This window comes from Pseudomonas sp. FJ2-5-13, assembly GCF_029201605.1.
GTDB lineage: Bacteria > Pseudomonadota > Gammaproteobacteria > Pseudomonadales > Pseudomonadaceae > Aquipseudomonas > Aquipseudomonas lactis.
Genome location: NZ_CP104045.1, coordinates 3278887 through 3302000, shown reverse-complemented (window position 1 = coordinate 3302000; position 23114 = coordinate 3278887). Strand labels below are relative to the sequence as shown.

Sequence of the window (23114 nt, the reverse complement as noted above, 5' to 3'; positions counted from 1 at the left end):
TGTTTCTTAAGTTCCGTTCTGTTACTTGCTGATTGTTTTTTTCGTGGCTAAGGTTCGCTCACTTCAATGTGTTTTGAGCGGAAGTTCAAGGGCGGTTTAACAGTGATGTTAATTTTGCCTACTTTGCCTTGGATGGTTGTGTGCAGCCCAAAATGGTTTATTCAGAAAAGCAATATGCCTATTACTTAGAACTTGCACGGACAGCGTGTTCGCCAAGCAGTTTTGTTGGCAGTGATATGCGCTATTCAAGTGAGTTTGAAGTGCTGGAAGCCGAGCTGGGCAAGGCGCACTCCATTCATGGGGCAGGCCTGCCGGATTGGCAGAAGATCAGCGAAATCAGTGAGTGCATTCTGCGTGAGCATTCCAAGGATCTGCGCGTCGCCGCCTGGTTGGCCTGGGCCCTGTACCAGCGTGATTCATTTGCTGGGTTGCTGGCGGGGCTCGGAGTGTTGCGTGAACTCTGCGAGCGTCATTGGGCGCAGGTCTATCCCGTTAAGCTGCGTACCCGCATTGCGGTGTTTGGCTGGTTGGTGTCGCGCCTTGAACAAGTGTGTGCGCACAACGTCCCGCTCGAGGATCAACGACCTTTATGTCAGGCGCTGCTGGAACACCTGGAATGTCTTGATCGGCTATGGGGCGAACAGCTTGGCAGCGAGGCGCCGTTACTGTTGCCGGTTCGCCGGCAGCTGTCGGCGCGTTTGGCCCAGGCTACAGCCGAACCTGGCGGCGTCGCGGGCATCATTGCCCAGGTCAAGCCAGCGCCAACTCCACTGCTACAGGCCGAGCAACCGCTCAATAACGAAAAAGACGCGCACAAACGGCTGCGCGCCTTGCAGGAGCAGGCTCGACCTTTATGTGCCTGGTGGTTGCGTCAGGATGCCACCGACCCGCGTGCCTTGCGCCTGGCCCGAACCTTGGCGTGGCTGATGCTCGTCAATTATCCCGACGCCAATAGTGAGCGGGTGACGGCGCTGCGCCCATTGGCTGGCGACAAGCGCAAGCGCTATCAAGACCGCTTCAGCCAAGGCCATTACACCGATCTGTTGCTTGAACTTGAGGTCAGCCTGGCCGGTGCGATGTTCTGGTTCGACGGGTTGCGCATGGTCTGGGAGTGCCTGGGGGCCTTGCACGCAGAGCTGGCCATGACCGAACTGGAAATGCAATTCGCTCTGCTGCTGCATCGCCTGCCGAACCTGCCTGAGTATCGGTTCGAGGACGGCACGCCCTTTGCCGACCCCGCGACAGGTGAGTGGATCGCGCTTCACGTGATGCGTCACGTACACAAGCCCGAGCCCTCCAGTGTGGTCGTCGACAGCGTCGCACAGCCTTGGGACGCGGCGTTGCAAGCCGTGATGCCCTGCCTGCGCAAGGACGGCCTCAAGGCTGCGGTGGGGGGGCTCAAGCAAGGGCTGCGGGCGGCGTGCGGTGATCGAGCGCGCTTTCATTGGCACCTGGCGCTGGCCAGGTTGTGTGTGGCGGCCGGCAAGCATGACCTGGCCAGGATCCAGCTGGAACAACTCGACCTGCAGTTACAGCGCACGGGCCTGGAAAATTGGGAGCCGCAGCTGGCCGTGCAAGTCGGCCAGCTGCTGTATCGCTGCTACGACCTGTTGCCACAAAACCAATCCGTACAAGACGCAAAAGACACCCTGCATCGCCGGTTGTGCCATTTCGACCTGGAAGCAGTACTTGAATAGTGCCTCATCAAAAAGGAAAAGCACCATGGCCAAAGACGGTTCGGTAGCCCCAAAGGAACGCATCAACATTACCTTCAAACCCGCCGTCGGTGGCGCTCAGGAAGACGTCGAGCTGCCGTTGAAGCTGCTGGTGCTGGGGGATTTTTCCCTGCGCGCGGACCCGCGCAAACTTGAAGATCGCAAGCCCATCGGCATCGACAAGCACACCTTTGACGAGGTGTTGGCCAAGCAAGCATTGAGCCTGACGCTGAGCGTGCCCAACCGCCTCCAGGAGGCAACCGACATGGAAGAGTTGCCGGTCCAGGTGCGGATCAGCGCGATGAAGGACTTCAACCCCGCGAACCTGGTGGAACAGATTCCGCAATTGCAAAAGCTGATGGCTTTGCGTGAGGCGTTGGTGGCGCTCAAGGGCCCGCTGGGTAATACGCCCAGCTTTCGCAACGCTATCGAGCGGACGCTGGCCAATGGCGACTCGCGCGCACGAGTGCTCGCCGAATTGGGGCTGGATAGGCCCCAAGCCTGACATTTTCAGTAAAAGGACACTGACACCATGACCACGATTCAACACGGCCCGCAACCCGTACAGGTTATCGAAGGCGGTAGCATCCTCGATAACATCATTTCCCAGACATTGCTCAGCGCCGACGACGAGGCTTATGGCATCGCCAAGCGCGGGGTCTCGGCGTTTATCGCAGAGCTGGTCAAGCCACATAATTGTGACGAGCCGGTAAAAAAACGCCTGGTCGACCGGATGATCGCCGAGATCGATACCAAGCTCAGCGAGCAAATGGATGAGATTCTTCACCACCCGGAGTTCCAGGCTCTGGAGGCTTCGTGGCGAGGCTTGCAGTTGCTGGTTGAGCGCACCGATTTTCGCGAGAACATCAAGATCGAGCTGTTGAATGTCTCGCGCCAGGACCTGCTGGATGATTTTGAAGACTCCTCGGAAATTACCCAGTCCGGGTTGTACAAACACGTCTATAGCGCCGAATACGGCCAGTTTGGCGGCCAGCCGGTGGGCGCGATCATTGCCAACTACTTTCTTTCGCCCAGTGCACCCGATGTGAAACTGATGCAATACGCATCCAGCGTCGCCGGCATGGCCCACGCACCCTTTATCGCTGCGGCGGGGCCGAGTTTCTTCGGCTTGGAAAGCTTCAGCGGGTTGCCCGACCTGAAGGATCTGCGGGACCATTTCGAAGGCCCGCAGTTTGCCAAATGGCAAAGTTTCCGGCAGAGCGAAGACGCCCGATATATTGGCCTCACCGTACCGCGCTTTCTGCTGCGCACCCCTTATGACCCCCTTGAGTGCCCGGTCAAGACCTTCGCCTACCAGGAGAATGTGGTTAACAGCCACGAGCATTACTTGTGGGGCAATACCGCCTACGCCTTCGCCACTCGCCTGACCGATAGCTTTGCGCGCTTTCGCTGGTGCCCCAACATCATTGGCCCGCAAAGCGGCGGGGCGGTCGAAGACCTTCCGCTGCATCACTTCCAGAGCATGGGCGAGATCGAAACCAAGATTCCTACGGAGGTACTGATTTCGGACCGGCGTGAGTACGAACTGGCACAAGAAGGTTTCATCGCCTTGACCATGCGCAAGGGCAGTGACAACGCAGCGTTTTTTTCCGCCAGCTCCGTGCAGAAGCCCAAATCTTTTGGCATCAGTGAGGAGGGCCGGGCGGCAGAGCTGAATTACCGTTTGGGCACTCAATTGCCCTACATGATGGTGGTCAACCGCCTGGCTCATTACCTCAAGGTGCTGCAACGGGAGCAGTTGGGCGCATGGAAAGAGCGCACGGACCTGGAGTTGGAACTCAACAAATGGGTTCGCCAATACGTCGCGGACCAGGAAAACCCCAGTGCCGAGGTGCGTGGGCGTCGCCCCTTGCGTGCCGCGCGCATTGTGGTCAGCGATGTCGAGGGAGAGCCTGGCTGGTATCGGGTCAACGTCACGGTACGCCCGCATTTCAAATACATGGGGGCAGACTTCACGTTGTCCCTGGTCGGCAAGCTCGATAAAGAATGAGCGGAGGCCAGGGCATGCTTGAGCACAACAGCCTTTTCGAACGCCTTGAGCGTGGTGCGTCTAACCCGGGCGCCGCCGTGGCGTCCATCGCCGCACATTTGGGGAAAATGCTCAGCACTCGTGCGGGCAGTGTCCGGACGCTGCCTGATTATGGCTTGCCTGACCTCAATGACATGCGGCTCAGCTTGCATGAATCCTTGAGTCAGTCGCGCCTGCATATCGAACGGTTTATCCAGGCTTATGAGCCGCGGCTGACGAATGTCCGTGTCAGGCTGCTGCCGGTTGTGCGTGACTCCTTGTCCCTGGCATTCGCCATTGAGGCTGAGCGGATGATCGAGGGTGCCCTGCATCCTGTGGTGTTCCACGCGCGCCTTACAGATACCGGGCGGGTTGAGGTCTTTGCCGATGGCGCTTGACCGTTATTTCCAAAGCGAACTCAGCGCGCTGCGCCAACTGGGGCGGCGTTTTTCCGAGCGTAATCCCGCCCTGGCGCCGTTTCTTGGCGAAGCCGGCCAGGACCCGGATGTCGAGCGCTTGCTGGAGGGCTTTGCATTCCTGACCGGGCGCCTGCGCCAGAAGCTGGATGACGAACTACCGGAGTTGACCCACTCATTGATGCACTTGCTGTGGCCCCATTACATGCGGCCGATACCGGCCTTCAGCATCCTGCAATTCGACCCGTTGAAACGTGCCGGCCCTAGCGTTCGGGTGGCTCGGGACACCGCTGTGCAAAGCGCCCCCATCCAAGGAGAGCGTTGCCGGTTCCGCACCTGCTATGCCACCGACGTCATGCCGTTGCAGCTCAATGGCCTGGAATACAGATGCCAGGGCGAAGAGGCCTGGTTGGACTTGCGCCTGCGCATGAGTGTCGACGGCAGCTTCAGTGAGTTGATATTCGATTCGCTGCGACTGCACCTGGCCGGTGACCATTACATCAGTCAGGGCCTGTATCTGAGCCTATTGCGTCACCTGGAGGGCATCAGCCTGCAGCTCGTGGATCACGACGGTCTGCCGATCAACGCCGGCGATGGCCAACCCGTGACGCTGCGGCTCAATGCCAACCAGGTCCGGCCGGTGGGGTTTGCCCCGGACCAGGCGTTGATTCCTTATCCGCAGAACACCCTGGAGGGTTATCGGCACCTGCAGGAGTACTTCGCGTTTCCCGAGAAGTACCTGTTTGTCGATGTCGAAGGCCTGGAGGTGTTGCACACGTTGTCTCACGAGTTGCTCCGGCAGGCGCACGGCCTGGTGATGCGTTTCGAACTTCGCACCCAGGGCCGTGAGCCCCTGCGTCCTACCCTGGATAACGTGAAGCTGTATTGCACGCCCATCGTCAACCTGTTTACCCAGGATGCCGTTCCCATTCGCCTGGACGGTAAACAGGACGAGTACCTCCTGGTGCCTGGGGAATACACGCCGGGCAATGCCAGCGTGTTTTCCGTGGATAAGGTCACCGGCTGGCGCCCCGGTGGTTTGGGCTATCAAACCTACGTGCCGTTCGAGTCGTTTGAACATGATTGCAACAGTGAGCCTCTGGCGGCACCGCCCAGCTACAGCATTCGCCAACGTTCGTCGGTCCAACATGCCGGGCTCGACACCTGGATGGGGTTCGGCAATCGCCGCGAACAGGGCCAGGAAACCCTGTCGGTCGAACTGACCTGTACCAATTGCAACCTGCCACGGCAATTACGTGCAGGCGAGATCAACCAGCCCGGCGAACAGACACCGGAGTCGTTGACGTTCGGCAATATCACCGCGCCAACGGCGAGCTACTCGCCGCCCCTGGACCAGAATTTTCTGTGGAAGCTCATCAGCAACATGTCGCTCAACTATTTGTCGTTGACCGATATCAACGCCTTGAAAGTGATTCTCGAAACCTACGACCTGCCGCGTTATTACGATCGCCAGGCGCTGAAGGTCAGCCAGAAAAGACTGGGGGCCTTGCGCGCCATCCGTCATGAGGCGATTGATCGCCTGCATCGTGGGTTGCCCGTGCGAGGTGTGCGGGTTGATCTGACCGTCGATTCCCAGGGCTTTGTCGGTCAGGGCGACTTGTTTGTATTCGCTTCGGTCCTCAATCAGTTCTTTGCGCTTTATGCCAGCCTCAATTCCCATCACGAGTTGCGTGTCATCAGCACACAAGGAGACGTGTATCTATGGCCATCCCGGATCGGGCAGCAACCCCTGCTCTGAATCAACTTTGCCGGGGTATCCGTGAATACACGCTGTTCCAGGCGGTTTTGCAGGTCACCGAGCGATTGCGTGAGGCTCATCCGCTGCTGGATGAGGACGCGCTGTACGACCAGTTGGAGTTCCAGGCCAACCCTGGCTTGGGGTTTGCCGCGCACGATATTGACCGAGTGGAGTTCTTTATGGAGCACGGACATTTGCGCGCACGCCTGCGCCTCAATGTGCTGGGGTTATTTGGCGCCGGGTCCCCACTGCCTGCGTTTTATGGTGAGCAGGCATTTGCCGAACAGCCGGGCGGCAACCCGACTCGAGACTTCCTCGATCTGTTCCATCATCGCCTGCACCGGCTGATGCTCCCGATCTGGCGCAAATACCGCTATCGGGCGTGTTTCCGGGCAGGCGCCAATGATGGTTTTTCCGAGCAGATGTTTGCCTTGACGGGGCTGGGTGGTGCTGCGATCCGTGGCGCTTGCCAGCTCGATTGCAAGCGCTTGCTGCCCTACCTGGGCCTGCTGAGTGTGCGTGTGCACTCGGCGGCGTTGATCGAATCGGTCCTGCGTTACTACTTCAAGCACGACGCGTTGTTTATCGAGCAGTGGGTTGAACGCCAGGTCGAGGTCAGCCAGGTACAGCGCAACGACCTGGGACGAACCAACAGTGTGCTGGGCGAGGACCTGGTGCTGGGGCGCCGCGTCGCTGACCGCAGTGGCAAGTTCAGGGTGCATGTCCGCGCGTTGGGGTGGCAGCGCTTTCACGACTTCCTGCCCACGGGAAAGGCCTGTGAGCCGCTGCGCTCGCTGGTGCGCCTGACCCTGCGCGATCCATTGGAATACGACCTGCGTCTGGTAATGGCACAGGGTCAGATCAGAGCCCTGCACATTGGCGAAAACACGGTTTGCCGCTTGGGCTGGACCACCTGGTTGGGGCGCGAGCGGGCCGATGGCGTCGTCACGCTAACCGGCAATTTCATTAGGGATGAATGGACATGATGAACAGGGATTTTCAACACATGATCGACGCACTGTCTGCCTGTTTCGCACGCTTGGGGTTCGAGCGTGATGAACGCGCGTTACCTGACGTATGTGTCAGCGCGGCGGCCCGGCTGAGCCAGTGCGACGTCAGCCAGTTGTACCTGCTCGATGAAGTGACCGGCGGGCTTGAACTGATCGCCCAGCATCTTGCCCAGGTGCCGTCGCTCGCGGTAGTGCCTTCACGGCCTGGTCAGCATTCCCAACAGTTGCTGCACGACACCTTGACCCAGGGCACAGCGTTGAGCCTGGAGGATGTGCAAGGCAGCGGCCATGACACGGATTTCCTGCCAGCATTGGCGACACCTTGGCGGGCACTGTTAAGCGTGCCGCTGTTCAATCGATGCGAACGCATGACTGGTGTGCTGGTATGTGCCCGCCAACACCCGGCCCAGCTGCAAGGCTACGCTCCCTCCTTGGGGCATTTGGGCAACTTCGCCGTCAACCAGTTGCGCGTACTGCGCGATGGGCAGCCCAACGTTGGGACGCAGCCCGAATGCAACACACCCTTGGCTGGCGCATACGGCCTGATTGGCACCAGTGCGGCGATGGAGCAGGCGTGCCGGCTGATCAGTAAAGTCTTGAACACCCCTTACACCGTGCTACTGCAGGGCGAGACCGGCACGGGCAAGGAAGTGGTGGCCCGGGCCATTCACACGGCCGGGCCGCGCAAGGCCAAGGCGTTTGTCGTGCAAAACTGCGCGGCGTTCCCGGAAGGGTTGCTTGAAAGCGAGCTGTTCGGTTACCGCAAAGGCGCGTTCACGGGTGCCGAACGCAATCACGCGGGGCTGTTCGACACCGCACATGGCGGTACGTTGCTGTTGGATGAGATCGGCGATATGCCGCTGCCCTTGCAAGCCAAATTGCTACGCGTATTGCAGGAGGGTGAGGTTCGCCCGCTGGGTGCCAGTGCGGCACACAAGGTCGACGTGCGCATCATTGCCGCGACCCACCGCGACCTCGCGGCGATGGTCGCCGAAGGGCGCTTTCGTGAAGACCTCTATTACCGACTGGCTCAGTTCCCCATCACCTTGCCGGCTCTGCGCGAGCGAGACGGCGATGTGCTGCAACTGGCGCGCCATTTCACGGCCAAGGTGTGCGCAGCATTGGGCAGGCCACCTGTCGAGTGGTCGAATACCGCCCTTGATCAACTGTCCAGCCACGGTTTTCCCGGCAACGTGCGCGAGCTCAAATGCCTGGTGGAGCGCGCCGTGTTGTTGTGTGACGACCGCGTGATTCGGCCCGAGCACCTGGCGCTGCCCCTGGCATTTAAGCCGGCCACTCCCGATGACGTGACGCTGCGCCAACGTATGGAGCGAGTGGAGCGCACGTTCCTGCTCGACTGCCTGCACAAGAACCACGGCAATCGTACCCGTACCGCGCGGGAGCTTGGGGTCGCCCGGCGTACCCTGCTTTACCGTCTGGCCCGTTTGAATATTCCCTTTGGTGATGCCCGGGAGGAACGCTGAATGACGCACTCGATTTTTACTGGGGGAGACGCCTGATGCCTGATCGTGCGTGGCACGTCGTCGTGCTGGTGATGTGTTTGTTGGGAGGCTGTAACGCCAACTATGTGTTCGATGATGCCGAGTACCACCCCTTGGGTGATCCGCAGGCGATCATTCGTGGCCGCTGAAAGGAGAGGGCATGAAGCTGCAGCTTGTGTTTGAGGTCTGCGCGTGCGAAAGCGACAAGAGCCTACTTTTGGCCCGCAAAGTATTTGACGGTGCAGGCGGCGTGTTCGGGCGCGGCCCTGGATGTGACTGGGTGATCCCTGACGCCAGTCGCGTACTCTCCAGCCATCATGGGTTGATCGGTTACCGTGAAGGCCGTTATTTCCTCACGGATATCAGCCGCAACGGTATAGGACTGGCCAGCAGTCCTGAGCGCCTGCGCAAGGGGCAGGCGCGATTGATCAGTGACGGTGACGTCTTCGAGCTGGGGGTATTGACGATACGTGCGCGCCTGCTGGAATCGACGCGACCTTCCGACGAGTTGCTGACGCCCGCGGCAGTACCGATCCCCGATGACGCTTTCCTGTCGCTGGACCCGCTGCACGGCTTGGAGCTTGATCGCCAGATGCAGGCCACCTCCGATGATCTGGAGGCCTTGAACAAGAGCGCCGATGAGCAAGCGATATGGGCAGATCACTTTGGGGCCGATAGCGAGCACGTGGCCTTGCCGCGTCGGCAAGCCCCTTCGATAGAGGTTGCCGCCGTACCCGCTGTTGCGATGACCCCATCGACCGACGAGGTGTTCTGGTCACAATTTGCAGCGGTCCTGGGCGTTGACCTTACGGCCCTCGACACGCTGGCCCGGGAGGCACTGGCGATCAAGGTGGCACGCTTGTTTCGGGTGACGATCGAAGGGCTGCAACACGGTTTGCGCACTCGGGAAGAACTGAATAACGAATTGGGTACGGCGGCGTTCGCCAGTCAGGGCATGGGCCAGAACCCCTTGAAAGTGTATCGCGACACCGATGCTGCGTTGGCCGCGATGCTCGATACCCGGGAGTTGGGGCAACTGCCTGCCGTGCGCGCCATTGCCCAGGTGCACCGAGAACTGCAGGTGCATCAGATTGCGCTGCTGGCCGCTTGTCGAAGCGCCATACGTAACGCCCGCGCGGCCTTTGAGCCGAGCCACCTGTTGGGGTGCTTTGAGTCCCAGGGCAAATCGGCCGGGTTTTTCTCCGATGGCGGGCATTGGCGGGCCTACCAGCGTCACTACCAGCGTGTGGTGGCGCAAGACCAGCTGAATGATCGCCCGTTGGGCGGCGACTTCGCCAAAGCCTATGAGGAGCAGTTGCGCCTGCTCTCCAGCCTGCACATGGATTTTCCAGGATGATAGTCATGTATCGAGCCACCCTTGTTTCGCTGTTGCTCTTGTGCGGGCTGTTGGCGGGCTGCAGTGCCGTCTCACCATTTTCCAGGCTGACCAAGCTGGATGTGGTGCTGACCGCCAGCGAGCACGTCAACCCGGACCTGCACGGTCGTCCTTCTCCCGTGGTGGTGCAGTTGATCGAACTGCGCCATGGCGTCGCCTTTGAACATGCCGACTTCTTCAGCCTGTATGGCAATGCGCAGCAGGCGCTGCCCAAGGACTGGGTCGGCAGCGAGGAGGTTGAACTGCGTCCGGGTGACGGGCTGGCGCTCAAACTGCGCATCGCTCCTGAGAGCCGTTTTGTGGGAGTGCTGGCCGCTTATCGAGACTTGCCCCATGTGCAATGGCGGCTGCTGGTGCCCTTGACGGTGCAGCAACGCAACCGTGCCGAGTTGGTGCTGGACGAGGGCGGTATACGTGTTGCCGAGCCGCTCGCTGCTGTGGAGACGCAATAACATGCAGGTTCATAAAGTTATCTGGCAGGAAGGCATGTTGTTGCGGCCACAGCACTTGCAGCACAACGACCGTTATTACCAGCAGCAGCTCAATCAGACCCGCCTGCTGGGCAGTGACACCTGGGGTTTGCTCACGCTCGAACTCAATACGCAGTACCTCAAGCTGGGCAAGCTGGTGGTCAACCAGGCCAGTGGCGTGTTACCGGACGGCAGCCTGTTTGAACTGAATGCCGCCATGGAGCCGCTGGTGCTGCAGGTGCCAAAGGATGCAGGCACGCAAGGGGTTTACCTGGCGCTGCCGCTGGCCAGCGGCAGTCACCTTGAGGTCCGCCAGCCTGCGCAAAGCGAGGTGTTGGCGCGCTACCTCAGCTGTGAAGTGGAAGTGGGAGACTCCAACGTGGGCGTGGATACGCGTTGCCGAATCCACTGCGCGCGCCCGGATTTACGTCTTGTGCTGGGTGAACAGCCGGGTGACCAGCACTTCGTCAAGCTCAAGGTGGCCCAGGTACTGGACGCCAGCAGTGAAGGCGGCGTGAATCTGGATACGGCGTTCATCCCGACGTTTATCTTCGTGCAGGAGCACGGGTACGTGGCGTCGTGCCTCAAGGAGGTAATTGGCCTGCTTGCCAGCCGGGGCGATGCCATCGCGGCGCGCATTCGTGGCGAGAGCACAGCCGCAGGCACGCACATCGCCGATTTCCTGATGCTGCAAGTGATCAATCGTAGCGAGTTGGAGCTGCGCCACTGCCTGAGCCAGGCGCGGGTGCGGCCCGAAGCGGTGTTCCGTGCGCTGGTGTCGCTGCTTGGGGAGCTATCAACCTTCACCACTGACAGCAAACGCGTGCAGTTGGATGTTCATTACCAACACGGTGATCAGGGCGCCAGTTTTCGCGCTCTGATGGTGCAGTTGCGTATGGCGCTGTCGGTGGTGCTGGAGCAACAGGCGATCGAGTTGACATTGCAGCCACGCCAATACGGCGTTCTGGTATGCCCGGTCAGCGAGTTGAAATTGCTGGGCACCGCCACCTTCATCCTGGCAGCCACTGCGCAGTGTGAGGCGCAGGAACTACGCCAGCGCCTGCCAGCACACCTGAAAGTCGCGCCGGTTGAGCGCATACGTGAGTTGGTCAACCTGCATTTGGCCGGAATCAAGGTCAAGCCCCTGCCAGTGGCGCCGCGACAGATTCCGTTCCATGCCGGCAAGACCTATTTCATGCTCGATATGAGCCCCCGTGATATCGCGCAGCTAGAGCAGTCGGGTGGTTTCGCTTTCCACGTAGGGGGTGAATTCACCGGGCTTGAACTCGACTTCTGGGCCATCAGGAACTGAATGCCATGGACAGTGAATACACCCAGGATGAAAAAACCGTCCTGCTCGACCGGGAGACTCATGAGCCTGCCCAGGGGCCGTTGACGGATTTCCCGTCGCCGCCGCGCTACGAACAGCTGCAAGACCGCATGATCTACGCCGGCCACAGGCTCGATATCCAGAGCTTTCAGGCAGGGCTCAACCCGCTGGTTGCCGCAGCCTGGGCGGTATTGTTTGAAGTTATAGGGCTCAGGGTCTGCTCCGGCCGTGAAAACCTGGGCACGCTCAACGATCGGTTAGCGTTGGCGGTGACTCAGTTCGAAACCCGCGCCTTGCAGGGCGGCGTGGAGAACAGCCAGGTCATGTCGGCGCGCTATGTGTTGTGCAGCGTGATCGATGAGGCGGTGGTGACGACCCCGTGGGGGGCGCAAAGCGAATGGTCGAAGATGAGCCTGTTGAGCCGCTTTCATAACGAAACCTTTGGCGGCGAAAAAGTGTTCCAGTTGCTGGAGCGCCTCACGCGCGACCCGGTGAAGCACCTGGCGATGCTGGAGTTGCTGTACCTGTGCCTGTCCCTGGGGTTCGAAGGCAAATACCGGGTGATGGAGCGGGGTGTGGCGCAACTGGAGGCGGTGCGCGATGCGTTGTATCGCCAGATCAGGCATGTACGGGGGGAACCGGCGGCGGTAGCGCTACTGCCTGCCCAGCCAAAGGCCGAACGGCGCAAGCTGGTGCGTGTCATCCCTGCCACCTGGTGGGTCGGCCTCACCTTGGTGTGTGTGCTGGCGATGTACGCAGGGTTTGCCTGGGTACTGAGCAACGAGCGTACGCACGCGCTGCAACCCCTTCAACTGTCGGCGTCGGATCTGCTCCGCACGCCTTTGTAAACGCTGGGAGCATTGAATGATCGCATTCTTCAAGGGGATGGGCACCGTGCTGGGCAGGATTTGGGTGTGGAGCCTGTTGCTGGTGCTGTCCTGTGCGGCAATGGTGTGGTTTTTGGGGCCGCTGCTGGCGGTGGATGACCACCGTATCTGGGCCGGAGCGACTGCGCGGCTGGTCACCATCAGCAGTGTGTTCTTGCTATGGGGACTGGCGATGGCGGTTGCGGGGCCCGGTTTTGCCGCCTGGCGCCAAAGGCCTGAACGCGAGGCGCGTCAGCAGCCGATGACGGGGGTGGAGGACGAACGCCGACACCTGCGCAGTCGGTTCAAGAAAGCCGTGCACCTGCTCAAGACGTCCCGCCATTATGGAGAACGTAACGCGCGTTGGCGTCATGAGTTGCCCTGGTACCTGTTGATCGGCGAGCCGGGCAGTGGCAAGACGCAATTGCTGGCGGCAGCGGGCTTACCGCTGGCGCTGGACCACGGGCAAGCGCGGCCGACAGGTACTAGTGCCCATTGTGACTGGTATTTCGGCGACGAAGGCGTCCTGGTCGACACCCCGGGGCGCTACCTTACCCAGCCCGACCGTTCAGTGGACGCCGCAGGCTGGGCTACCTTGCTGCAACTGCTTAGGCGGCGTCGCCGAGTGCGCCCGCTCAGCGGTGTGGTGGTGACGTTGTCTGCCGATACGCTGGCGAGCGCCACTGAATACGACCTGGATCATCATGCCCGCCGTGTACATTCGCGCTTGCAGGAGATCCAACAGACGCTGCATGTGGATGTGCCGATTTACCTGGTGTTGACCCACGCCGACCAGTTGCCGGGATTCGCACAATACTTCGACTCACCCCTTGGAGAAAGTGCCGACAGCGTGCTTGGGCAGCACCTGCATGCCTGCGCCGAGGGGACTGACACGACGCAGGTTCGTCAAGCGGTCGAGCGATTATTGCAACGCTTGAACAGTGAGCTGATTGGGCGATTGCATCAGGAGCGCAATGTCGAGCGGCGTGGACAGATGCTCGAGTTTCCCCAACAAGCAGCACGAGTGGGGGAGCAGGTTAGTCTGTTCGTTGACATGGCGTTTTGCGCTCATCGCTACCAACCCATCAACGGTTTGCGAGGGTTCTTCTTGACCTGCGCCGATGGCAGGCACCCGCGCTTTGTGCAGGGCCTGTTCAGCCAGGTGATCTTCGCCGAGGCCGACCTGGCGGGCTTGCAAGCCCACGAACAGCAACGTTTGCGTTGGCGCCAGGGCGCGCAGGCGATGGCTGCGGCGCTGGTTATTGTCGGTGTCGGCGGGCTGTGGGGGCACAGTTACTCCGTCAACCATCAACGCCTGGCCCAATTGTCGGCGCTGACCTCACACCCGCCGCTAGCCCTTGCGGCCGACGATGAAAGCGCGGCGCTGTTGGCGCTGTTGGACGCGCGACTGGCGGCGACCCAGGTTTTTCCAGGGCCGGCAGATGTACGCCTGGTGGAGCGCACCGGGCTGTATCAGGGGGAACTGAGCCGTCCCCGCGTCGATCAAGCCTATGAACAGGCGCTGCAACAGCTATTGCTGGCCTGGATAGCCGCCCAGTTGGAAGAACAGGTACTCGCTAGCCTGGGGGACCGGGAGCGGCTGCTCGACGACCTGCGTGCCTACCTGATGCTCAATCTGCGCGAGCGCCGTGACACGACCTGGCTGGCGGAACATATCGCAAGCCTTTGGTCGGTGCGGTTTGCCGGGGATATGCCGACACAGAAGCGCCTTAATACGCACCTCGCCCGGCTGCTGGAGCAACCGTTTGTGGCGCCGCTCAACGAAGAGCGGGTGGCGCAGGCCCGTGAAGCGCTGAGGGGCGAATCGTTGGCCGATGGGGTCTATCGGGTATTGCGCGAACAAGCGCGCAGCCTGGAGCCGTTGCGGCTGGCCGAGGGTAAGGTGTTCGCCGCTATCGACCCGCCTGTGCCGGGGTTCTATACCAAACGCTATGTGCAGTACTTCGAGGCGCAGGGCCCGCGGTTGGTAAACGCCATCACCCAGGACAACTGGGTGCTAGGGCAGGGCGCCGACTTGAGCCCCCAGGACTTGCGGCGCCTGATGGCTGAACTGCAGCAACGCTATTTCAGCGAGTATGCCGATGCCTGGAGCGATGCGCTTGGCCGAGTCAGGCTGCAGGAGACCGACAACCTGCGCCAGGATGCCGAGCAACTGATGAACCTGACGTCGGCGCAATCGCCCTTGATTCGTCTGTTGCAACAGGTGCGTGAAAACACGCGTCTGTTGCCAGTCCATGGGCTGCTGGACAAAGTGGCCCAGCAGTCGGCAGACCTGGGCGAGATGGCCAAGCCGCGGTTGACGGCAGGGCAGACGGCTATTGTCGAGGCGTCGCGGCGCGCCTTGCAGCGCCGCTTTGAGCCTTTGCATCAATTGCTGGATGAGCAGCACAACCCTGGCGTAGAGCTGACTCAGGCGTTGCGCCTGCTGGATGAAGTACACCTGCAACTGACGGCATTGAACCGTGACAGCGCACCCGAGCAGGCGGCTTTCCTGCGTGCCAGGCAGCGCATGGAGGGCCAGCAGGATGCATTGGGCAATCTGCGTGACGCCGCCGCGCGCCTGCCGCTGCCCGTTGCCGGCTGGCTCGAAGGTGTGGCCGATGACAGTTGGCGGCATCTGCTGGAGCAGGCCTATGTGCACGTCAACCAACGTTATCGGAGCGAGGTGCATAGCCTTTACGCCAAGGCCATTGGCCGACGTTACCCATTCAATGCGCACGCCAGCAGTGAGGTCGCCCTTCACGACTTTCAGGAGTTCTTCAAGCCACGCGGGGTAATGGCGCGCTTTTATGAGGGCTACCTGCGGCCTTTTATCAGCGTCGACGGCAGCCGCTATCGACTGCGTGGGCTGGATGGCCAGAGTTTGCCGGTTTCGCGTGCGCTGCTGGAGCAACTGATGAAAACTCAGGTCATCCGCCGTGGCTTTTTTACCGAAGACGCGGGGGAGCTATCTGTGCGATTCACCTTGGCGCCCTACAGCCTGGACCCATCGGTCAGCCGTGCGATCCTGCGGTTTGGCGACCAGCAATTGGAGTATCGCCACGGTCCGATCGTACCCATGGCGTTCCATTGGCCCACCGATGCAGACAATGGGCGCAGCAGCCTCGTTCTGGAGAGAGGCACGCAGCAGCGACCCTTGGGTATCGAAAAGAACACCGGGGCGTGGTCGTTGTTCCGGTTTCTGGATCTGCTGCAGAAAGAGCCCGCCAGTGGCCGAAATATACAGCTACTCAAGGCAGACCTCGCCGGCCTGCGCGCCAATTACCGGCTCACCAGCCAGCGCACGCCTGGCCCGTTTGACATGGACTCATGGCGTACCTTTCGCCTGCCGGAGCAACTGTGAATCCGATGGAGGCGCCGTGGCGCAGCGCCGGGCGCACGCAGCGAGGCCAGGCGCGGTTGCGCAATGAGGATGCGTTCCTGGACAACCCGCGCGCGGGTTGCTGGGCGGTGGCGGACGGCATGGGCGGGTATCGGCACGGGGATGTCGCTAGCCAGTGGGTGGTCAGCCAGTTGGCGTCAGTGTCGGCGGACGGCAACCTTGACCAACGTATCCAGGCGGTTCGCCACAGGTTGCAGGACGTCAACCAAGGGGTGAGGCGCGCATGGACAGAGCCTGGCGCAAGCGGTGACGTGACGATGGGCAGCACCGTGGTTGCCCTGTTGCTGGAGAAGGACCGGGCGGCCTGTCTATGGGCGGGAGACAGCCGTTGCTATTTATGGCGCGACCAGAGCCTTTATCAGTTGTCCAAGGACCACTCGCTGCTGCAGCGCCTCATGGACGAGCGTCAGTTGAGTGTGGCGCAAGCCCAGGCCTACCCGGGTGCCAGGGCCTTGACCCGGGCCGTTGGCGCGCGTTCGCGTTTGCACCTTGAAGTACTGGAACTGCGCACCCGCCCAGGGGACGTGTTTTTGTTGTGCAGTGACGGCTTGTATCAGGCCCTCAGCCACGTTGACCTGGGGCGGGCGTTGAGCATGGGCACGCCTCAACGGGCAGTGGAACGGCTATTTGCAGGGGCGTTGCGCAGGCCGGTACGTGATGACCTGACCGCGGTCGTGGTGCAGCCTTGAACTCGACAGCTTCATCTTCCCGTTTATTGGCTGGGCGTTATCACCTTGAACGTGTCTTGGGCAGCGGTGGCATGGGCAGGGTGTACCGCGCGCGCGACCTGTTGCACGAGCAGTTGGGCGAACCCTGTTCCAAGGTAGCGATCAAGCTACTCGACGAACCCATTTCCCAGTGCCCCGACGCGCATGTGTTGTTGTACCGCGAGTTTGCCTTGGCCCGCAGCCTTCGGCATGAACGCGTGGTACGGGTGTTTTCGTTTGAGGTTGATACACACAGCCACGTCGCGTTTTTCACCATGGAGTTGCTACAAGGGATGACGCTGGACCGCCTGCTGCTGGAGTGCCCCCAGGGCTTGCCCTGGCGGGAGTTGCGCCCTATCGCCTTGCAGTTACTGGATGCGCTGGTTTACACCCACCAGCAAGATGTTCTGCACGGTGACGTCAAACCCGCCAATGTCATGGTGGGCGAGGAGGGCGTGCGCTTGTTCGATTTTGGCCTGGGCCATGCTCAAGCAGAGGCTGCGGTGGGTTTGCCGAGTGTCAGCCGCAGTCGTTTCAATGCCTGGACACCTGGCTACGCCGCCCCGGAACTGTTGGCCGGCGGTGCGCTGACCGCTGCCGCCGACCTGTACGGCGTGGCCTGCATCCTGTACGAACTGGCCCACGGCAGTCGCGTTGGCAAGCGCGCCTCAGACCGGTTGCCCCGACCCGCGCAGTTGCCCAGGCATTGCTGGGCAGCGTTACAGGCCGCGTTGGCGATAGACCCGCAGCACCGAAGCATAACGGTGGCCGAGTTGCGTCACGTCATGGGGCGCAACCGAGCACGCTGGTGCTTGTAAGGCAAAGGTCAAACGGCCAAGCCGTGCAACTGGCAGTACTGCGCCCAGTCCATGCCCGCCATTTGCGCGACTTCTTTATGCACTTCGCGGCGCTGAGCCTCGAAGGTTTCGGTGGAGTCGGCCGTCAGCTTGAGGGTCAATTCCCAGGCGAACAGCTTTTGCTGTTCAGCGTACGCTTCGAAAGCCTCATGCAGCCGTTCGGCGCGATACTGCGCCAGGGTTTCGCCCCTGGCCTGGGCTACCAGCGGGTTAAGGCTGTCCAGCTCGGCAGCGACCTGCGGTTGTTCGCGCAGGAATCTGTCCAGTGCAAGCTGGTGCGTATCGTTGGGTGCCGACATAGGTAGACACCTTAATGAGAAGGGTGGGAGCCGCTATCGGACGTGCGTGTGTTGAGGTGATGGCGAGCACGCTTGCGCGACCTGCGCCGCATCCAGTTCTGCAACGGCGCGAGCAAGAAAAACATCAGGTAGGCGACCAGCACCAGGGCCAGATCTACCCAGGTTTCAGCCACAGGCCCGGTAAACAATTCAATGACGTTCTTGATCACAAACAGCAACACCACGCTGCACAACCACAGCAGGATGGTGACAAATAGAGGACGCATGTTACTTGAGCGCTTGTCTTGCATAGTGAGGTTCTCTCCTTTGGCCTGTTGTCGTTCCAGGCAAGATTCCCTGAGTGCGTACCCATTATCAGACAGGTTGTAACATCGTATAACACGCACAAAACGTGCGGATGATACCGACTCAGACAGCCTTAGGGGATGATTCAAGTCAGAAAGTTCGATAAATCTGTAAGGATTTAGTCTAGCAACCCGGCATTGACTGGCAAAAAAGCCGGGCGGGGACGGGTATAAAGGCTTTCGCTTCGGCTATCAGGGCGTGTAGCGTTAGCGGGTGTTTCCGGCCCTGATCTTCAGCGGCAGTCGGTGACAGGCAGAGGACGGCCCATGGCGCACACCCTGTTCAAACTTTTCCTGACCCAGCGCCTGGCAGTCCTGGCCAGCACGGAGTCGTTGCGTGCGATTCGGGAGGGACTGCTGTGGATCCTGCCGTGCCTGTTGGTGTCCGCCGGTTTCCTGATTCTGTCCGAATGCGCCCTGGCGCTGGGTTTCGATCCGCAGGTGGTGAGTTTCCTGGCGGGGTTGCATAAACAGATCAGTTCGGTGATCCCACTGCTGGTCGCGGCCTCCATCGGTTATATGTTGGCGATTCAACACCGTCTGCCACAGCTGCCGGTCGCGTTTCTGTGCCTGGCCCATGTGGTGGTCGCCACCTTCGTGCTGCGTGACTACCCACGTGCTTCGGCCACGTTTTTATTGTTTATTGCCATTGCTTCGCCCTTGATCAATGTGCCGGCCATTGCCTGGCTGCATCGCTTTCGCTGGACGCGCCTGGTCAACCAAGACCTGGTCGGCCATAACCTCAAGGGCACCATCAACATGGTGGTGCCTGGCGCACTCACAGCCTTGGCGTTGGTGGCGGTGTTGTCGTTGCTGCTGTTGATCCCCCATGTGGCGCAAATCCAGGGGCCGCAGGTGCTTGATGCGTTGCAGGCGCCTTACGGCAGTGGGCTGTTTGTCACCCTGATGAATTCGCTGCTGTGGTTCTTCGGCATTCATGGCGTGTATGCCATGCAGCCGTTATTCGATGCCTTGGACCAGGCGGTGGCGCTCAATGGCGCAGCGTTGGCGGCGGGAGAGCCGGTGCTGTACCTGCTCAACAACGGCTTGCTGGGCAGTTTTGCCTTTATCGGTGGCTCGGGCGCAACCTTATGCTTGTTGTTGGCGATCCTGCTGTTTTCCAAGAGCCAGTCCATGCGCTTGCTGGCGGTGGCCAGTTTGCCGTTGTCGTTATTCAATGTCAGCGAGGTGTTGTTGTTCGGTTTGCCGATCATTCTCAACCCGCGTCTGTTTATACCGTTTCTACTGGTACCGGCGTTCAACGCGATGGTGGCGTTGATGGTCGTGCAATTGGGCTGGGTGTCGCCGGCGGTGGCCAGCGTGCCGTTTACCGCCCCGGTCCTGCTCAATGCCTACCTCAGCACCCACGGCGACGTGGCGGCGGTGGTGTTGCAGATCGTTCTGCTGGGGGCCGGTACGCTGGTGTATGCACCCTACGTCAGGGCCATTCATCGCCAGTCCAGCGATGGCGGCACGGTGTACCTCAAATCCCTGGACATGACGTTTCGCGGCCTTGAAGAGAAAGGCCGCCTGCTGGAGTTCGACCCGGTGCTGGCCACTCACCAGACATTGGCCCGCCAGGCAGCGGAGTTGAACCGCATCCAGCAGATCAGTGATTACGAGTTCTACCTTGAGTTTCAACCCCAGGTCTCCACCCGCACCGGTTTGTGCACCGGCTGCGAGGCGCTGATGCGCGCCCGGGACAGCCAGGGCACGGTGCATTCGCCCTGGGAGTTCCTGCAATGGCTGGCGCACGCCAGGCTGATGCCGGACGTGGATGTGTGGGTGGCGTCCCAGGCCGTGCGTCAGTATCAGAAATGGCAGAAGGTGGGTTTTGAACTGCCGATGACCATCAATATTTCCAGCACTACGCTCAAGGACGCGGCCTACGGCGATCGGCTGGTGGAAATTCTTGCCCAGGCCCGAGGGCGGGTGTCAGTGGAAATTACCGAAGACGCGCTGGTCAGTGATATCCCGGCCACTCGCCAGACCATCCAGAAGCTGCAGGCCATGGGGGCCAAGGTCTATCTGGATGATTTTGGCACTGGGTTTTCTGCGCTGAGTTACTTGCACCAGTTTCCTGTGGATTTCATCAAGATCGACCGCAGTTTTGTGGTGGCTCAGCGTGACCCTAAAGGCGCTCAGGTGCTGACCGGTATGTTGCGCTTCTGCGAGGCCTTGGATCTGGGGGTGGTGGTGGAGGGGGTTGAGACGGCTGAGCAGTTGGCGTTTTTGAGTCATGGGCCTGAGTTGTTTATTCAGGGCTGGTATTTCAGCAAGGCACTGCCTGGGGATCAGATGCCACGCTTTGTGCGGGAGCGCAGGGCGTTGGTGTGATGGCCGACGCTTATCTAACTGATACCCCGCGATCTCTCTGTGGGAGCTGGCTTGCCTGCGATGGCGGCCTACCAGCCGACACTTCTCTACCTGAAACCCAACGATCCAACTGTGGGAGCGGGCTTGCTCGCGAAGGCGGCCTGGCAGTCAACACAGTTGGATGGTGTACATATCCATTGCTGCGGTAACGGCCGCTTAGGGTTCCGCCCTGACGGCGGCTCACTTTTGAACAGCGCAAAAGTAAGCAAAACGCTCTTGCCCCACCACTCGGCACCTCGCCTAGGCTCGGTGTGCCCGTAATCCGCCAGTGATTTGGGGGGCCGCCGCCACGCGCCATCCATGGCGCGGGGCGGCTAAACCGGCGTCCCTGCCGGTTTACCCCCCAAATCCCTGTCGAATTCCGGCCAGCGTGGTTTAACGGGGCGCCTGAGATCAAAAGCAGATCAAGATCAAGAGCGGCTCGCTTCGCATCGTGGGTACCGTTGGCTGCTACGGAGTTGTGTAATACCTATCGTTTGGTGGCGCCCACCCCCCATCTCCAATCCTTCGAAAGAATTTTCCTACAGGTGTTGACCTTGCCACTACGGGAACCTTTAGGCTTTTTTCCGAGTACGCCTAACCACAAAAACAAGATTCAGGGGTTATCAATGGATACTGCTGCCCTGCAACAACGCTCGGATTCCGATCTCTTCACCAACGCCTCGCGGCTGATGGCGAATGCCTTGGAACCTGGCGCCAATTACACCCAGGTCACCCGCGCGCTGGAAGCGCTGCTCGCACAGGCTCGGCAAGGCCTGGCGGGAGACGCTGGCGCCTACGCGCATTACCAGTCTGCCTTGCTGCAACTGCACATTCCCGGTGACCCGCGCACCGAACCGACCCGACGCTGGATGGCCAGCGAGGTCTACCGCGTCGAAGATGAGTTCGCCGCCGATGTGCCGGGCTTCACCGCGTTGCCGGTGGAGGAGTTCCGTCAGCAGGTCGACGCTGAAATCGCTGCACGCAGCCGGGTCAATCACCCGATGTCGGTGCATCTGTTCCAAGGGACGCCCCCGGTGCAGGATGTGCGCTTCTTCCTGGAGCATCACTGGACCCGTTCCTACAACTTCTACAGCCTGCTGGCCGAACTGGCCTTTCGTTTCGAAGCCATCGAAGATGCCTCGGTGTTTTACCGCAACCTGTACGGTGAAGCAGGGGCTGAGACACCGGAGCGTTCGCACCCGGCGATGCTCGCCCATCTGATGGAGTATTTCGATATTCCGCTGGCCATCGACTTCCCCGCGCTGCATCCGCTGGAAAAGGCCTATCTCAATAATCGCATTCGCTGTGTGCGCCACACGGATGTCGCCTGGGGCCTTGCGCTGCTCTATGCGGTGGAGTCTGTCAGTTGCGTCAACCATCGGCGCATCTACGAGCTGTTGCAGCGCCTCGACGTTCCAGAGCAGCCCAGCGAATTCCACCGCTTGCATGGCACCCAGGATGAGATTGATACCGAGGAAATGTGGGCCCTGATTGCCAAGTTCGCCAGCGAGGAGGGCTTTCAACGCACGTTCATGCGTGCCCTCAAGCGCCACTTCGAAATCAACAAGGCCTACTTCGACAGCCTGTGGCAACAGATGCAGGCCCAACGCCTGTCTGCCTGAACGACCTGCGATCCCAGAACAAAAATAATGGAGCACATGATGAGCCCACGTAATTTTTCCCTGCCGCAATTGCAGAATATCCACACGGCCGAAGCCCGTCTGTTGGCGGAGGCCCTGAAGCCGGACGCGACGTTCAATCGCATCGAAATTGCCGCCAACATGCTGCGCGCCCTGTGCGAGAGCGGCCAACGCGGTGACGCCGCGAATGCAGCGCAGTGCCAGCAGTTGCTGTACATCCTGTCGCTGAGCGATGACGTGGCCACCGCCTCGACCCGGCGCTGGCTGGCCAATGCTGTCTATAGCGTGCAAGAGCGTTTCATGCCGTCTGTCGACCTGGCATCGCCCTTGTCCGAGGCCGGTTTCCAGCAACGCCTGGAAGAGCAGATTGCCGCGCAGTCGCGGGAAAACCACCCGATGTCGCAGTATGTGTTTGAAGGCAAAGCCTCTCGCGAGCAATTGCAGGTGTTTTTGCGCCACCAATGGTTCCGTACTTACCGCCTGTACCGGGACGCCGCCGACCTGCTGGTCAACCTGACCGACGTGGACGAAGCGGCTGCCCTGGCGCGTTATCTCTACGGCGAGTTGGGCGAAGAGGATGAGCAGCGTTCCCACCCGAAGCTGTTGGCCAAGCTGCTTGCCGCCGTGGGCCTGAATGCCGATTTCGAGGCTCTTTCGACGATGCCCGAGGAAATCGCCTACCTCAACAACCGCGCACGTTGCTTCCGCAACCCCGATGTAGGCTGGGGCCTGGCGGTGTTCTACATCACCGAACTGGTGGTGCCGGGCAACCACGGCAAGCTGTACAACGCCCTGCGCAACGCAGGCTTGAGCCAGGATGACGCGGAGTACTACGAAGTGCATATCAGCCTGGTGCCGCCACGGGCCAAGCGTGAATGGGTGCTGATCTCACGGCGTATTCCGGACCTCGGGTTCCAGAATGCGTTTCTCACGTCCCTGGCCGAGCACTTCCGGCTGGAGCGGGCTTACTACGATGCAGTCTGGGAACAAGTGCAACGCGTGAAGTAGCCCTC

At 60.6% G+C, this 23114-nt stretch carries 20 protein-coding genes; 18 read left to right on the top strand and 2 right to left on the bottom strand.

Going from position 1 to position 23114, the window contains the following annotated elements:
- The first annotated feature begins 152 nt into the window (after positions 1-152).
- Genes tssA through N2A98_RS14315 form a run of 15 tightly spaced genes read left to right on the top strand, consistent with a single transcriptional unit; the run spans position 153 to position 17421 of the window.
- Positions 153-1697, top strand: coding sequence for a type VI secretion system protein TssA (tssA, locus tag N2A98_RS14385; RefSeq protein ID WP_275622181.1), 1545 nt, complete (start codon positions 153-155; stop codon positions 1695-1697).
- Between the two features lie 25 nt (positions 1698-1722).
- Positions 1723-2220, top strand: coding sequence for a type VI secretion system contractile sheath small subunit (gene tssB, locus N2A98_RS14380; RefSeq protein WP_069558577.1), 498 nt, complete (start codon positions 1723-1725; stop codon positions 2218-2220).
- Between the two features lie 27 nt (positions 2221-2247).
- Positions 2248-3726, top strand: coding sequence for a type VI secretion system contractile sheath large subunit (tssC, locus tag N2A98_RS14375; protein WP_044274274.1), 1479 nt, complete (start codon positions 2248-2250; stop codon positions 3724-3726).
- A gap of 14 nt (positions 3727-3740) precedes the next feature.
- Positions 3741-4142, top strand: a complete 402-nt coding sequence (gene tssE / locus N2A98_RS14370) for a type VI secretion system baseplate subunit TssE (RefSeq protein WP_044274272.1) — start codon at positions 3741-3743, stop codon at positions 4140-4142.
- A complete protein-coding gene (tssF, locus tag N2A98_RS14365; protein ID WP_275622180.1) occupies positions 4132-5919 on the top strand; it encodes a type VI secretion system baseplate subunit TssF in 1788 nt (595 codons plus the stop codon). Before tssE ends, tssF begins: the two co-directional genes overlap by 11 nt.
- On the top strand, positions 5883-6905 hold the full coding sequence (gene tssG, locus N2A98_RS14360) for a type VI secretion system baseplate subunit TssG (protein ID WP_044274269.1): 1023 nt from the start codon (positions 5883-5885) through the stop codon (positions 6903-6905). Before tssF ends, tssG begins: the two co-directional genes overlap by 37 nt.
- A complete protein-coding gene (locus N2A98_RS14355) occupies positions 6902-8413 on the top strand; it encodes a sigma 54-interacting transcriptional regulator (protein ID WP_275622179.1) in 1512 nt (503 codons plus the stop codon). The genes tssG and N2A98_RS14355 overlap by 4 nt, the downstream gene beginning before the upstream one ends.
- Positions 8414-8448: 35 nt before the next feature.
- Entirely contained in the window at positions 8449-8580 is a 132-nt protein-coding gene (locus tag N2A98_RS14350; RefSeq protein WP_003191783.1) for a hypothetical protein, read from the top strand.
- 11 nt (positions 8581-8591) lie between these two features.
- Complete coding sequence (tagH, locus tag N2A98_RS14345; protein WP_275622178.1) at positions 8592-9788, top strand: type VI secretion system-associated FHA domain protein TagH; 1197 nt, start codon at positions 8592-8594, stop codon at positions 9786-9788.
- Positions 9789-9793: 5 nt separating this feature from the next.
- Entirely contained in the window at positions 9794-10279 is a 486-nt protein-coding gene (gene tssJ / locus N2A98_RS14340; RefSeq protein ID WP_044274263.1) for a type VI secretion system lipoprotein TssJ, read from the top strand.
- A 1-nt stretch (position 10280) separates the two neighbouring features.
- Positions 10281-11609, top strand: a complete 1329-nt coding sequence (gene tssK / locus N2A98_RS14335; protein ID WP_044274261.1) for a type VI secretion system baseplate subunit TssK — start codon at positions 10281-10283, stop codon at positions 11607-11609.
- 5 nt (positions 11610-11614) lie between these two features.
- Positions 11615-12475, top strand: coding sequence for a type IVB secretion system protein IcmH/DotU (gene icmH / locus N2A98_RS14330; protein WP_069558582.1), 861 nt, complete (start codon positions 11615-11617; stop codon positions 12473-12475).
- A gap of 16 nt (positions 12476-12491) precedes the next feature.
- Positions 12492-15857 carry a type VI secretion system membrane subunit TssM gene (gene tssM, locus N2A98_RS14325; protein WP_275622177.1) on the top strand — a complete coding sequence of 1122 codons (3366 nt, stop codon included), beginning with the start codon at positions 12492-12494 and terminating at the stop codon, positions 15855-15857.
- Positions 15858-15862: 5 nt separating this feature from the next.
- Entirely contained in the window at positions 15863-16585 is a 723-nt protein-coding gene (locus tag N2A98_RS14320) for a PP2C family serine/threonine-protein phosphatase (RefSeq protein WP_044274255.1), read from the top strand.
- The gene (locus tag N2A98_RS14315; protein WP_078803257.1) at positions 16582-17421 is read left to right on the top strand and encodes a serine/threonine-protein kinase; all 840 of its coding nucleotides are present in this window, start codon (positions 16582-16584) and stop codon (positions 17419-17421) included. Before N2A98_RS14320 ends, N2A98_RS14315 begins: the two co-directional genes overlap by 4 nt.
- 8 nt (positions 17422-17429) lie before the next feature.
- Here N2A98_RS14315 and N2A98_RS14310 read toward each other — a convergent pair whose 3' ends face one another.
- Together N2A98_RS14310 and N2A98_RS14305 are read right to left on the bottom strand one after the other, a co-directional pair.
- Positions 17430-17759: a DUF6388 family protein gene (locus N2A98_RS14310; RefSeq protein ID WP_003191771.1), complete on the bottom strand. Its 330-nt coding sequence runs from the start codon at positions 17757-17759 to the stop codon at positions 17430-17432.
- 11 nt (positions 17760-17770) lie between these two features.
- The gene (locus N2A98_RS14305) at positions 17771-18025 is read right to left on the bottom strand and encodes a hypothetical protein (protein WP_228391207.1); all 255 of its coding nucleotides are present in this window, start codon (positions 18023-18025) and stop codon (positions 17771-17773) included.
- A gap of 345 nt (positions 18026-18370) precedes the next feature.
- Between N2A98_RS14305 and N2A98_RS14300 the strand changes: the two genes are divergently transcribed.
- From N2A98_RS14300 to N2A98_RS14290, 3 genes are all read left to right on the top strand, one after another.
- A complete protein-coding gene (locus tag N2A98_RS14300; RefSeq protein WP_044274251.1) occupies positions 18371-20440 on the top strand; it encodes an EAL domain-containing protein in 2070 nt (689 codons plus the stop codon).
- Between the two features lie 647 nt (positions 20441-21087).
- On the top strand, positions 21088-22083 hold the full coding sequence (locus N2A98_RS14295) for an HOASN domain-containing protein (protein ID WP_047711040.1): 996 nt from the start codon (positions 21088-21090) through the stop codon (positions 22081-22083).
- Between the two features lie 39 nt (positions 22084-22122).
- On the top strand, positions 22123-23109 hold the full coding sequence (locus tag N2A98_RS14290) for an HOASN domain-containing protein (protein WP_078803256.1): 987 nt from the start codon (positions 22123-22125) through the stop codon (positions 23107-23109).
- Positions 23110-23114: the final 5 nt, after the last annotated feature.

Excerpts from the sequence above, each read along its gene's own strand:
- tssJ (WP_044274263.1), top strand. The coding sequence starts at position 9,794 with ATGTATCGAGCCACCCTTGTTTCGCTGTTGCTCTTGTGCGGGCTGTTG.
- N2A98_RS14300 (WP_044274251.1), top strand. The coding sequence starts at position 18,371 with ATGGCGCACACCCTGTTCAAACTTTTCCTGACCCAGCGCCTGGCAGTC.
- tssB (WP_069558577.1), top strand. The coding sequence starts at position 1,723 with ATGGCCAAAGACGGTTCGGTAGCCCCAAAGGAACGCATCAACATTACC.
- N2A98_RS14290 (WP_078803256.1), top strand. The coding sequence starts at position 22,123 with ATGAGCCCACGTAATTTTTCCCTGCCGCAATTGCAGAATATCCACACG.
- tagH (WP_275622178.1), top strand. The coding sequence starts at position 8,592 with ATGAAGCTGCAGCTTGTGTTTGAGGTCTGCGCGTGCGAAAGCGACAAG.
- tssA (WP_275622181.1), top strand. The coding sequence starts at position 153 with ATGGTTTATTCAGAAAAGCAATATGCCTATTACTTAGAACTTGCACGG.
- N2A98_RS14310 (WP_003191771.1), bottom strand. The coding sequence starts at position 17,759 with ATGTCGGCACCCAACGATACGCACCAGCTTGCACTGGACAGATTCCTG.
- tssM (WP_275622177.1), top strand. The coding sequence starts at position 12,492 with ATGATCGCATTCTTCAAGGGGATGGGCACCGTGCTGGGCAGGATTTGG.
- N2A98_RS14350 (WP_003191783.1), top strand. The coding sequence starts at position 8,449 with ATGCCTGATCGTGCGTGGCACGTCGTCGTGCTGGTGATGTGTTTGTTG.
- tssK (WP_044274261.1), top strand. The coding sequence starts at position 10,281 with ATGCAGGTTCATAAAGTTATCTGGCAGGAAGGCATGTTGTTGCGGCCA.
- tssE (WP_044274272.1), top strand. The coding sequence starts at position 3,741 with ATGCTTGAGCACAACAGCCTTTTCGAACGCCTTGAGCGTGGTGCGTCT.
- tssC (WP_044274274.1), top strand. The coding sequence starts at position 2,248 with ATGACCACGATTCAACACGGCCCGCAACCCGTACAGGTTATCGAAGGC.
- tssG (WP_044274269.1), top strand. The coding sequence starts at position 5,883 with ATGGCCATCCCGGATCGGGCAGCAACCCCTGCTCTGAATCAACTTTGC.
- N2A98_RS14305 (WP_228391207.1), bottom strand. The coding sequence starts at position 18,025 with ATGCGTCCTCTATTTGTCACCATCCTGCTGTGGTTGTGCAGCGTGGTG.
- N2A98_RS14320 (WP_044274255.1), top strand. The coding sequence starts at position 15,863 with ATGGAGGCGCCGTGGCGCAGCGCCGGGCGCACGCAGCGAGGCCAGGCG.
- N2A98_RS14295 (WP_047711040.1), top strand. The coding sequence starts at position 21,088 with ATGGATACTGCTGCCCTGCAACAACGCTCGGATTCCGATCTCTTCACC.
- icmH (WP_069558582.1), top strand. The coding sequence starts at position 11,615 with ATGGACAGTGAATACACCCAGGATGAAAAAACCGTCCTGCTCGACCGG.
- tssF (WP_275622180.1), top strand. The coding sequence starts at position 4,132 with ATGGCGCTTGACCGTTATTTCCAAAGCGAACTCAGCGCGCTGCGCCAA.
- N2A98_RS14355 (WP_275622179.1), top strand. The coding sequence starts at position 6,902 with ATGATGAACAGGGATTTTCAACACATGATCGACGCACTGTCTGCCTGT.